Raw genomic sequence first — 12,075 nt, forward strand, 5'->3', positions numbered from 1 at the left:
ATATAAAATAAATCAAGTTGAAGAACGTATGAGAAAATTTAGTTTATTAGTACTAGCTGTTTTAGGATTTGCTTTTGTCGCTTGTGATGACGATGATCATTTGGGTGACTGGGCAAAAGCTCCAGAGTTTAGTGGGAAAATGAGAAATCAAGCTGTGTCATTCACGATAGGGGATAATGTTTACGTTGGGTTAGGATTTGGGGTTGACCTCTCCGAATACACTGATTTCAAACGCTTCGACACGAAAGCTATGACTTGGTATGATGTCGAGGATACATTTAAGGATATGCCGGATGCAAAAGGACGTCACGGGGCTATAGCTTTTACTGCAGAAGTTGATGGTAAAACATATGCTTACATCGGGTTAGGGTACATTGCGCCGAATGGTGTTGGTAGGCAAAAAGAATATTTGAAAGATTTTTGGCGTTATGATGCGGAAACGAATACTTGGAAAAAATTGCCAGATTTTCCGGGGACAGAACGTAGAGATGCCGTGGCATTCTCGTTAGGTGGATACGGTTTCGTTGGAACAGGTCGTGCAGACAACGCAGAAATGTTTAAGGATTTTTATCGTTTTGATCCTAAGACTGAAACATGGTCAGGTGATTTAGGCTTTTTAGGTGGTCAGAGATATGGTGCCACTGCATTTGTTATTGATGGTGCTGCTTATGTGTGCTTGGGGTTGAGTGGTGGTTCTCCTAGAACAGACGTAACCAAATGTACGGTTGATGCTAACGGGAATGTAACATGGGAGGCTATGCAAGCTCTGGCGGACAAACCAAAGGTAAAGCAAGACAAGGATTATGGGAGAATTCCGAGGGGGTATGCTATTAGTTTTATTTCTAATAGAGGTAAGGATGGCGAGAGTTATGCTTATATCGCAACGGGTAGTCAAGGTCCCAATCTTCAGACTGTATGGAAATATAATCACAAGAAAGACCAATGGCACCAAATGGAAAATATAGCGGGAGGTTCAATTACTGGGGCTGTAGGTTTTGTTGTTGATGGTTACGGTTATTACACGACAGGTGGTACTTCTATCGATCCGACCGGGGCTGTTTCAAGTAATGCGTCTTCATATTTCTCTAATACATCTTGGAGATTTATACCTGATGTGAAAGAAGATCGTGCAAATGACTACGATTATTAAAAACAAGTCGTGTTATAATATAAAAAAGACTGCCTGACAGGCAGTCTTTTTTTTGCTAAGTCATACCCATAGTTCTTTCTAGGTAATTCCATGGTAATACTACCTCATGGTATTTGCAGGTTACTTAGCATACACTTGTATGGCCGTTTCCAAGCGGTGCTGAAAGTGCGTTGTAACAGTTTTGTAATTGTTGAGAGGAGGGATTACAAGGGGATTACTCAGAGATTATGGTGTAAAGAAGCTTGATTTTTATGTGATAGGGGTACTTGTTTTGTTTGTCTGTTGTCGGGTGAAAATTCTATGAAAGTTTTTTATTATCTTTATGCCCTAATATAGATATTATTCCGGATGAAAAAGTTTGGTATTATTATATTTTTCTGTTTGACGACATTGAGTTTGTCGGCGCAGTGGAACACGGCGAATCTGTTACGCGCAGGAAAGAGTGCGATCATGTTTGATGATTACGTGAGTGCGATCGAGAATTTCAATAATATTCTTCGGGTGAAACCTCATTTGTCTGAGCCTTATTTTTTTCGGGGACTGGCAAAGTTGAACTTGGATGATTTCGAGGGGGCGATTCGGGATTACTCGGAGGCGATCGAGTTGAACCCGAATTATTTCCACGCGTATATGTACCGGGGAATAGCTTACCACAACATGAAGCGGTACGAGGATGCCATGAAAGATTACAACACGGCGATCTCGATCAATCCCGGGGAAGCATACGTTTATGCCAATCGTGCTATAACGGAGGCGGATATGGGAGAGTACAAGAGTGCGGAGAAAGATTACTCGAAAGCGTTGATTATAGATAAGGAATTGTTGCCGGCTTACTTGAACCGTGCGATTATGCGGGAGAAGCTGGATGATTGGGAAGGAGCTATCGAGGATTGCAATATGGCGATTAAGTTGAATATGTTCTCGGATGATGCTTATGGCTTGCGGGGATACTTGCATTTCAAGGAAAAGAAGTACCATGATGCGATCGAGGATTACAACAAGGCGTTGAAGATAAACCCGGAGAATAAGCGAATATTGATGAGCCGGGCGATCACGTGGTACGAGATGAAGAAGTTCCCGGAAGCGATGGAGGATTATACCGCCGTGCTCAAGGTGGACAGCACGTATGCTTACGCCTATTACAACCGGGCATTGTTGAGAGCGGAGATCGGGGATAATAACAAGGCGATAGATGATTTTGATAAGGTGTTGGAAATGAACCCGGATAATATATTGATCTATTTTAACCGGGGGTTGTTGAAGATGGAGATTCGGGATTATAGCGGGGCGTACAATGATTTTTCGGAAAGTATTTCGCTCTATCCCGATTTCGTGAAAGCTTATTTGGCTCGAGCGGCGGTGAGCGCGGATATGAACGATTTCGCTTCTGCCCAGCAAGACAGGTACAAGGCGGAGGAGATCATGGATCGTTACAAGCGGATGCAAGAGGGGGATAAGAATGCGTTGGTCGATACGACAGAGAATTTCCGTCGTCTGATAGATATAAATTCCAGGGATGACCGGATGAAAGATGTTATTAACGGGCGTATACAAGACCGGAACGTGATCATCGAGTTGCAAGATATGTTTGTCGTGCAGTACTTGGCTCTAGATACTTTGCGGAAAGGGAAGGTGCAGTATTTCGACAAGCGGATTATGAAGTTTAACCAGGAGCATAATTACAATCCGGCGTTGACGATATCCAACAAGCATTTTGATTACCCGCGGGAATTCGAGGATGAATATATTGAAACGCTGTCTTCCAAGATCCGGAAGGACAGGAGCGACGTGGATGCTTTATTGTTGAGAGGTTCATTGTATTTGAATCGGGGCGATTACACGAAAGCGATCGAGGATTTCAGAACGGTTGTGGAGCGTGACCCCAAACATTTGTTTGCGTTGATGAACCTGGCTAGTGCACGTGCCAAGATGTACGATTATATCGAGTCGATCGAGGAAAAGACATCCCGCGTGGTGGGCGAGGAAGAGAAAGTGAAACGGACGATAGACTATTCACTGGTGCTGGAAGGAAATAACAAATGTCTGGAGATTGATCCCGAATTTGCTTTTGCCATGTTCAATATTGCAAACGTGTATGCCAAGAGCGGTAAAATACAGGAAGCTATCAATATGTACACGAAAGTATTGGAATTGGATAAGGATATTGCCGAGGCTTATTTTAACCGGGGATTGCTTCGTATCTACCAGGGTGACCGGAGTGCCGCGAACGTGGATTTGAGTAAAGCTGGCGAGCTCGGGTTGACGGATGCTTATAGCATTATCAAGCGTTATTGCTCCGTGGAGGAGGAATAACTATTTCCTGACGCGCCATTCTTTCGGGTAGTAGTTGTTCAGGCGGTTGCCTGCTTCTTTTACCCAGCCTAAGGCTATTCCTTTATATGTGATTAGTATCCAAGCTCCTCGAGGAGCCTCGAATCGAATATCTTCCTTGCGTAAATATTGCAGGGCAGTGGCGAGGTCTACTTCTTGCCGGGTGGCGTGTTGTTGTTGCAATTTATGAAATAACGCTAGCGAATGAGCGGGACGAGTCGAGCCTTTCACGGATTCCCCGATCTCACATCCTTTATAGATAACCCCGGCTTTGGATTCTAGGTACTGGATAAATTCGGCGTGAGGAGAGGGCATGATGCCGAGCGTGGTGCCTGCCAGGTAAGGGGTGTAATTTGTAATATCGGGCAGAAGCGGGAGTATGTCAGCCGGGAGCCGGGGGGGAGGATTTTGTGAAGTCCGTTTTTCTTTCTTAAGGGTGAAGGGTTGTCCGTCTTTCTTGCGGATGACTCCCATGAATAAGCCTTCTCCGGCAGATTTGTGCGGGTAGAAATGATAACCCCGGGCGGGAGTGCGTGTATTCGTGATTTCCGGGTACTCGTGCCGGATTGCGATGGATTCCGCGTCAAAGGTGGCGAGTATCCAGGAGAGTATGTCCTCGTTCTCGCCGGGATTGTAAGTACAAGTGCTGTACACGAGATAACCTTCGGGGGAGAGGGCATCCCAGATGTCCGAGATGATTCGTTTCTGGCGTTCCTCGCACAAGCGTAAGTTGTTTTCGCTCCATTCCTCTATGGCTTTTTCGTCTTTACGGAACATGCCTTCGCCGGAACAGGGGGCATCTACCAGAATGATGTCGAAAGCTCCTTTCATTCCCGAGAAGCGGCTGGGATCGCTATTCGTGACAACGATGTTGTCGTATCCCCACTTTATGATGTTTTCTTTTAATATCGACGCTCTGGATTTGATTACCTCGTTGGAGATTAACAGGGAACCTGCCGGCAAGTTCGCCGCCAAAAGAGTCGATTTTCCACCGGGAGCAGCACATAAGTCCAGTACCCGGAGGGGGGTGTTTTCCGCGATTTGACGAAACGCGGTTTGTAAGAACATCGACGAGGCTTCCTGTACGTAATAGGCTCCCCCGTGTAAATAGGGGTCGAGCGTGTAGACCGGGCGTTCTTTCAGGTAACAGGCTTCGGGACACCAGGCGACCTGCCTGTCGATGAGTTCGGAAAAAGGAAGCGGGTACACGTTTTTTGCCGGATTCAAACGGATCGAGGCAGGGGATGCCGAGTTGAGCGCTTCGAAGAAGGCTTCCGATTCGTCGCCCAGGGTGCGGGTCATTCTCTCGATGAATGCAGGTGGTAATGAAATCATAAACATTTTGGATTAAGGTGGCAAATTTAATGAATTATTTGTTGATATGTTTTACCTTTGCGATGCAGAGTTTATAAAGTTCATAAAGTTTGTAAGGTTCATAAGGTTGGCGGGAGGCGTGTGGTTTGAATCTAAAATTTAAAACTAGGAGTCATGGAGATTCAGGAGAATTTTAACTTAAAGGAATATAATACATTTCGTATCGAGGCGAACTGCAAATATTTCGTGAGATGCGATCGGGAGGAGGATTTGCTGGAGTTCGTGAAGTCATACGAGTTGAAGCCGGAGGAAGTGCTGATTCTGGGGGGAGGGAGTAATTTCCTTTTCACGGAAGATTTTGACGGGGTGGTTTTCTATCCCGTGATGCAGGGAATAGAGATCGTGGATGAAAACGAGAGAGAGGTATTCGTGCGCGTGGGAAGCGGCGTTGTTTGGGACGATTTTGTGGCGTGGGCGGTAGAACACGGGTATGGAGGAATCGAGAATTTGTCTTTAGTTCCCGGACATATCGGGGCGACTCCGGTACAGAATATCGGGGCGTACGGGATGGAGGTCGGGGAGTCGATCGTGCAGGTGGAGGCGGTGGATATCGTGAAAGCGGAAAAGGTACGGATTGATGCTGCCATTTGTCGGTTCAGTTACCGGGATTCTATTTTCAAGCACGAGTGGAAAAATCGTTATGTTGTTACTCGCGTGACGTATCGGTTGATGAAACAACCTGTTTTTCGTCTGCAATACGGAAGCGTTCGGGAGGAAGTAACCCGTTCGGGAGAGGTCACGTTAAAAGCCATTCGAGAGGCAATCATCCGGATACGGGAGGCAAAGCTGCCTGACGTGAACGTGTTGCCGAATGCCGGGAGCTTTTTCAAGAATCCGTTGGTGGAACGGGGTATTGCAGATGCTTTGCTGGCGGAGTACCCGGGGATGCCGGTTTATCCCGTGGACGAGGAACACGTGAAATTAGCCGCGGGGTGGTTGATCGAAATGACCGGATGGAAGGGGAAAGGTATCGGGAATGCGGCGGTGCATGACAAGCAAGCGCTAGTGCTAGTGAATAAAGGGGAGGCAAGTGGCATAGAAATTGCACATTTGGCTAACGAGATAAAGAAATCCGTGTTCCTCGAATTCGGGGTTTGGTTGGAGCCGGAAGTAAACATTATATAGGTTGAAATGTGGTGTTTAGGGAGATTGTTGTCATAAATCTAAAATTGAGAGAATGGAGAAGTATTCAGAGGAAATAAAGATTCGGGGGCATTACACGGATTTGCAAGGGCGTTTGATCGTGAAATCACTTTGTGATTTGTTTAATGACGTGTCGAACGAGCAGACTTTATTGCTAGGGTTTGATGTGCCCACGTTGAATGCCCAAGGATTGACCTGGATGCTGCACAAGTTGCATATCGTGATGAATCGTGTGCCGGAACAGGGCGATACGGTCATTTTTGAAACGTGGCCTTCCGGTATCGATCGTTTTTTTGCTTTTCGCGATTACAGGGTATTGTCCAAGGAAGGAGAGGTCTTGATTCATGCCACTTCCGAATGGATGGTAATAGACATCAATCGCCGGCGTCCGGTGCGGTTGCCCGCGTGTGTCACGGGAAATGCAGCTTCTTGCGTGGATGTTGTCCGGGAGATCGCTTTTGATCTGGACACGAAGAATATGCCGGAAGAATACGAAAATTCCCGTCATTTCACGGCAACCTATGATAACATCGATTTTAACAAACACGTGACGCAGGCTACTTACACGCGTTGGGTGACAAATTCTTTGTCTTATGAATTTTTGAAGGAGCATGAACTCCGGGAATTGGAGATCGTGTACGAGCATGAAGTGTTGCCGGATGACGGGGTGAATGCAGAGAATCATGTGATTGAAAAGGATGATCGGGTGGTGGTTTACCACCGGGTGAAGAATGACGCTTTGGATAAAGTGCATTGTTTGGCTGTCAGTGTTTGGAATAAACGGAAAGAGGCATAAAAAATATGTTGTATTTTTTCTTTGTAAGGAGAAAATATGTATATTTGCACCGTCAAAAAGGACAAGCCCAAGTGGTGAAATTGGTATACACGCTACTTTGAGGTGGTAGTGGCCGTTCGGCTGTGCAAGTTCGAGTCTTGTCTTGGGCACCAATCAAATGAAACCGTTGCAAATGCAGCGGTTTTGTTGTTTTCAATATATGTTATATGGAAGAGCAAATAGTAAAATTGTTCGAGTCTTACCGGAACGCGTCTGATTATCGAATAGAACCACTCCCGCTTTCAGGGTCCAGTAGAAAGTATTATCGGATTCAGGATGGGGAGAAAAGTTACGTGGGGGTGTATCACGAGAATCTGAGAGAAAATAGATTGTTTGTTGATTTCACGAACCATTTCAGGGGCAAGGGGCTTCACGTCCCGGAAATTTACGTGGTGTCGGAGGATGGGACGAGTTATCTACAAGAGGATTTGGGACGGGAGATGCTGTTGGATGTCGTGGAAAAAGATGGATTGAATGTTCGCACGATGGAATTGTACAAGAAAGCTTTGAAAGAGTTGTTGCGTTTCCAGGTGATCGGGCACGAGGGGTTGGATTACTCGGATTGTTTGCCTCGTCCGGTTTTCGACGAACGCTGTGTACGTTGGGATTTAAATTATTTCAAGTATTGTTTCTTGCGTTTGGCGGGAGTAGACGTCGATGAAGACAAACTGGAGAATGATTTTGACCGCTTGGTGAATGTGTTGCGGAAAGCAGACACGAACTATTTTATGTTCCGGGATTTTCAATCGAGGAATATCATGGTACTCCGCGATGAGGTGTACTTTATCGATTACCAGGGAGGTCGGTGTGGGGCTTTGCATTACGACGTGGCATCGCTGCTTTATGATGCGATCGTGAAAATGCCGGATTTCCAAAAAGAAGAACTTTTAGATTATTATATTGATGAACTTGCCCGTTATGCCCCGGATGAGGCTGCCGGTTTCCGCGGATTGTATTATCCTTTCGTGCTGATTCGTTTGTTGCAAGCCATGGGTGCTTTCGGGCTCCGGGGGTTGCACGAGGGAAAAACGCATTTCGTCGATTCTATTGTCCCGGGATTACAAGGAATTGTTCATTTGTTCGAGAGTGGGAAATTGGGAGAGGATTATCCCGAGATTCAACGAACTATCCGAATGGCTTTTAAAAAATACTTTGTACCTTCGCGTACTGAAATAAATGAATAACTTTAAATAATAGAACAGATATGAATACTGTTGCTGAACAAGTAGCGTCACATTTGCTACAAATCAAAGCGATAAAATTAGAACCTAATCATCCGTTCACTTGGGCATCCGGTTGGAAATCCCCGATTTATTGTGATAACCGGAAAACGTTGTCTTACCCGGAAGTACGGACTTATATCCGGGATAAGTTTGTGGAATTGGTTCGGGCGAAATATCCCCAGGTTGAATTGATTGCCGGTGTAGCGACGGGAGCGATCGCGCAGGGCGCTTTGGTAGCTCAGGAAATGGAATTGCCGTTCGTGTACGTGCGTTCTGCCGCCAAGAACCATGGGTTGGAAAACCTGATTGAAGGGGAGTATAAAGCCGGACAAAAGGTGGTTGTTATCGAGGATTTGATCTCCACCGGGGGATCTAGCTTGCAAGCCGTGGAAGCTTTGAGAAACGCCGGTTGTGAGGTGTTGGGAATGGTAGCAATCTTCACGTATGGTTTTCAGAAAGCTATCGATAATTTCACGAACGCTCACTGCGTGTTGGATACGTTAAGCAATTATGACTCCATGATTGATCTTGCCCAAAAAACAGGTTACGTGAAGGCGGAGGAAGTGGCTAAGCTAAAAGAATGGCGGGTTAGCCCGGAATCGTATAAATAAAAGTATATGTCAACACGAGTGGTTAGCGAAATTCAAAAAATTGACAGCGCGATCGGGGACGTGTATGCTTTTCTTTCTGATTTCACCAAGATCGGGAGGATGATCGAGATGGCTCGCCAGATGGGGGTCCAAGGGGGACAAATCGGGGGACACTCGATGCCGGACATTGCGGATAAAATCGAGGATGTGCGGACGACGGAGGATACTTGCTCGTTCACGGTGAAAGGGCTCGGGGAGATGGGGGTGAAAATTGCGGAGAAAGAGGAACCGAAATTGATTAAGTTGGAAGGGAACGGACGTGTCCCGTTTGACTTTGAAGTATGGATCCAGTTGTTAGAGAATGGTCCTTACGATACACGCTTGAGAATTACCCTGGAGGCAGACTTGAACATGATGTTCAAAATGCTTTTGAAAGGAAAGTTGGAGAAAGGTATCAATCAACTGGCAGAAGGATTAGCAAAAATCCCTTACGGGTATATGAGATAAAAAAAACTCTTCGGTTACCGAAGAGTTTTTTTATTTATTTGGCTAAATCGTCGAAATCGATATCATCTAATTCATTCACTCCAACTTCTTCCTGAACAGCCATTGTTTCTCCGTTCAGTGCCGCTTTAATATAGGCGACGGCTTCATCCAACCCTTCTGCGAATTTATCAAAGTCTTCCTTGTATAAAAAGATTTTGTGCTTTTCGTAATTTTGCGAACCGTCTTTGTCAAATTTTTTCTTGCTTTCGGTAATCGTCAGATAGTAGTCATTATTACGGGTAGCTTTCACGTCAAAAAAATAAGTCCTTTTTCCTGCTCTCACCGGTTTTGAATAGATCTCGTCCCGATCATTCATTTCCATACCTTCATTCTTTTCGTAACCTTCCATGTTAAATTAAAATTTTAATTAGACTTTGCGTTTCAAAAGTAGAAAAAATAAACTAACAACATCGTTTTTTGTAACTTTTTTTTGCCTCTGTCTATCAATATCTTACTTGATTGAAAACGTTTGAAATGAACAATTATGACCCTTCCGTTTTGTAACGTGTTGATTGCTAGTGTGTATAATGCCTTTGCACGGCAATGATATCGCTTCGGCAACATGGGGATGAAGATGAAAATTATTGTACGGAAAGAATAAAAGCGTATCTTTGTATTGTATAATTTGTAAACATCAAATAAACAATGGAAACAGTAGTAAGTGGAATCAGACCCACGGGTAATTTGCATCTGGGGAACTATTTTGGAGCAGTGAAGAATTTTCTGAAAATGCAGGACGAGTATAAATGTTTCTTTTTTATTGCAGATTGGCACTCGCTGACGACACATCCACACCCGGGCAACGTGGTGGATAACGTGCGAAAGATATTGGCGGAATACTTGGCTTGTGGGTTGGATCCGGAGAAGGCGACTATTTACGTGCAAAGTGATATAAAAGAAATTCTGGAATTATACCTTTTTTTAAATATGAATGCTTATCTCGGGGAGTTGGAACGTACTACAACTTTCAAGGAAAAAGCACGCAAACAGCCGGATAACGTGAATGCCGGGTTGTTAACTTACCCCACATTGATGGCGGCGGATATTATTATACACAAAGCGCACAAAGTGCCGGTAGGGAAAGATCAGGAGCAGAATATGGAGATGGCAAGGAAATTTGCCCGCAGATTTAATACGATATACGGTTACGAGTTATTCCCAGAACCGGCTTCGTTCTCGTACACGGGCGAAGGAGTAAAAATTCCGGGACTGGACGGTTCGGGTAAGATGGGAAAATCAGAGGGAAACGCTATTTATCTCATCGATGATGCAGCCACGATTCGGAAAAAAGTCATGAAGGCTGTTACTGATAGCGGACCGACAGAACCGAATAGTGAGAAACCTGAGGTGATCCGTAATTTGTTCACCTTGTTGGATGTTGTGTCCACAAAAGAGGTATATGACTATTACGACGAGAAATATAATAATTGCGAAATCCGTTACGGGGATTTGAAGAAACAATTGGCAGAAGATATCACGAATTTCTGTGCTCCTATCCGGGAACGGATACTAGAATACGCTGCCAACGTGGATTATCTAGATAAAGTTGCCGCCGCTGGAGCAGAGAAAGCCCGCGCCAGTGCTTCCGCAACCATGAAGGAAGTACGTAAACTTATCGGTTTCCGTTAATAGTATAAACAAAATTGGAAATTGAAGTGCCGGGGCATTTTCAATTTTCAATTTTCAATTTTCAATTGTATGTATGAATATATAAAAGGAACTTTGGTTGAAGCAACACCGGCTTGTGCCATCGTGGATTGCGGGGGAATCGGGTATTCCATTCATATCTCGGTGAACACGTATTCCAAGATCGCCACACAAACGGAAGTGATGCTTTATATCCACCAGATTGTACGTGAAGACGCTCATTTATTGTACGGATTCTTTTCGAAAGAAGAGAGAACCTTGTTCCGAGCATTGATTTCCGTATCCGGAATTGGGGCGAACACGGCAAACGTTATGCTTAGTTCCATGACAGTAGAGGAAATAACCGGGGCAATCCTCACGGAAAACGTGAACGCGATAAAAAGTGTCAAAGGGATCGGAGTTAAAACAGCCCAACGCGTGATTATAGAATTGAAAGATAAGATAGGAAAGGAAGGGGTAGCTATCGAGAGTATTAATTTGCCTTCGGGAGCGGTGAGGGAGGAAGCGCAGGCTGCATTGGTGATGTTAGGCTTTGCTCGGGTTCAAGTTGTTAAAACTTTGGATAAGATATTGGCGAGCAATCGGATTGATTCCGTGGAAGAGTTAATAAAATTGGCACTCAAGCATTTGTAGAAGGTTAAGATGTTGGTTATATATAGAATAGGGCGGGAAGATTTTCTCGTCCTATTTGTTTTATCGGTAAGGTCCCGTTGAAGACGGGGAGTAGTTCCGGTGTAGTTAGGGAACAAATTCCTTTCAAACTCCTTTTAAAGTCCTTTCAAAGACCTTCGGGAAAGTTTTTGAAAAGAGTTTGCAAGGAAAGAGAAAGGAGAGAAACCGGTTACTCGTTGGTAACATGGTATGATTATTTACCGTGATTGCCTGGAAAAAGCGTTGCCTGCACGATAAAATCGCGCTTGTCGCGTGGTGTAGGGCCGTTTGGAACCCGCTCTAGTGATTTTTCAACGCTTTGATATCTATGGTATTGTAAAAAAAATCAAAAAAAGTTCTTGAAATATTTGGAAAATGGAAATCAATTGCCTTATCTTTGCACCCGCTTTCGAGAGAGAGGGCAAGCGACGAGAGAAGCTTAAACGAGATACTGGACAGATAGGTTTCGGGAAACCTCGNAAAAAAAGTTTCAAAAAAACTTGATAAAAATTTGGAGGTTGAAAAATAAGCTTTACCTTTGCACCCGCTTTCAACGATGGAGGCACGAGGGGCTGAATAGAGGGG

Annotated in this window: 11 protein-coding genes and 1 tRNA gene; 10 read left to right on the top strand and 2 right to left on the bottom strand. The window is 44.7% G+C overall.

The features are described from left to right. The first annotated feature begins 139 nt into the window (after positions 1-139). Complete coding sequence (locus tag A3CY_RS0114135; protein ID WP_169503668.1) at positions 140-1,150, top strand: Kelch repeat-containing protein; 1,011 nt, start codon at positions 140-142, stop codon at positions 1,148-1,150. A 348-nt stretch (positions 1,151-1,498) separates the two neighbouring features. After that, positions 1,499-3,463 carry a tetratricopeptide repeat protein gene (locus A3CY_RS0114140; RefSeq protein WP_026207685.1) on the top strand — a complete coding sequence of 655 codons (1,965 nt, stop codon included), beginning with the start codon at positions 1,499-1,501 and terminating at the stop codon, positions 3,461-3,463. Here the strand turns inward: A3CY_RS0114140 and A3CY_RS0114145 are convergent, their stop codons facing one another. Beyond that, on the bottom strand, positions 3,464-4,816 hold the full coding sequence (locus tag A3CY_RS0114145) for a methyltransferase RsmF C-terminal domain-like protein (RefSeq protein ID WP_155828344.1): 1,353 nt from the start codon (positions 4,814-4,816) through the stop codon (positions 3,464-3,466). Positions 4,817-4,969: 153 nt separating this feature from the next. Here A3CY_RS0114145 and murB point away from each other — a divergent pair, with 153 nt between their 5' ends. The 6 genes from murB (at position 4,970) to A3CY_RS0114175 (ending at position 9,153) form a co-directional block, all read left to right on the top strand. Beyond that, positions 4,970-5,980, top strand: coding sequence for a UDP-N-acetylmuramate dehydrogenase (gene murB / locus A3CY_RS0114150; protein ID WP_018338586.1), 1,011 nt, complete (start codon positions 4,970-4,972; stop codon positions 5,978-5,980). 52 nt (positions 5,981-6,032) lie between these two features. Continuing rightward, positions 6,033-6,794, top strand: coding sequence for an acyl-[acyl-carrier-protein] thioesterase (locus tag A3CY_RS0114155; protein WP_018338587.1), 762 nt, complete (start codon positions 6,033-6,035; stop codon positions 6,792-6,794). Positions 6,795-6,859: 65 nt separating this feature from the next. Beyond that, a tRNA-Leu gene (locus A3CY_RS0114160) sits at positions 6,860-6,946 on the top strand. A gap of 54 nt (positions 6,947-7,000) precedes the next feature. Then, positions 7,001-8,017 (top strand): aminoglycoside phosphotransferase family protein, encoded by a 1,017-nt coding sequence (locus A3CY_RS0114165; protein ID WP_018338588.1) that lies wholly within the window; start codon positions 7,001-7,003, stop codon positions 8,015-8,017. A 20-nt stretch (positions 8,018-8,037) separates the two neighbouring features. Next, on the top strand, positions 8,038-8,667 hold the full coding sequence (gene pyrE / locus A3CY_RS0114170) for an orotate phosphoribosyltransferase (protein WP_018338589.1): 630 nt from the start codon (positions 8,038-8,040) through the stop codon (positions 8,665-8,667). A gap of 6 nt (positions 8,668-8,673) precedes the next feature. Then, the gene (locus A3CY_RS0114175) at positions 8,674-9,153 is read left to right on the top strand and encodes a hypothetical protein (protein WP_018338590.1); all 480 of its coding nucleotides are present in this window, start codon (positions 8,674-8,676) and stop codon (positions 9,151-9,153) included. Between the two features lie 34 nt (positions 9,154-9,187). Here the strand turns inward: A3CY_RS0114175 and A3CY_RS0114180 are convergent, their stop codons facing one another. Beyond that, positions 9,188-9,541: a DUF3276 family protein gene (locus tag A3CY_RS0114180; protein WP_018338591.1), complete on the bottom strand. Its 354-nt coding sequence runs from the start codon at positions 9,539-9,541 to the stop codon at positions 9,188-9,190. Between the two features lie 296 nt (positions 9,542-9,837). Here A3CY_RS0114180 and trpS point away from each other — a divergent pair, with 296 nt between their 5' ends. Continuing rightward, positions 9,838-10,821 (top strand): tryptophan--tRNA ligase, encoded by a 984-nt coding sequence (gene trpS, locus A3CY_RS0114185; RefSeq protein ID WP_018338592.1) that lies wholly within the window; start codon positions 9,838-9,840, stop codon positions 10,819-10,821. A 69-nt stretch (positions 10,822-10,890) separates the two neighbouring features. Continuing rightward, positions 10,891-11,472, top strand: coding sequence for a Holliday junction branch migration protein RuvA (gene ruvA, locus A3CY_RS0114190; protein WP_026207687.1), 582 nt, complete (start codon positions 10,891-10,893; stop codon positions 11,470-11,472). Positions 11,473-12,075: the final 603 nt, after the last annotated feature.

Source organism: Butyricimonas synergistica DSM 23225 (assembly GCF_000379665.1).
Classification (GTDB): Bacteria; Bacteroidota; Bacteroidia; order Bacteroidales; family Marinifilaceae; genus Butyricimonas; species Butyricimonas synergistica.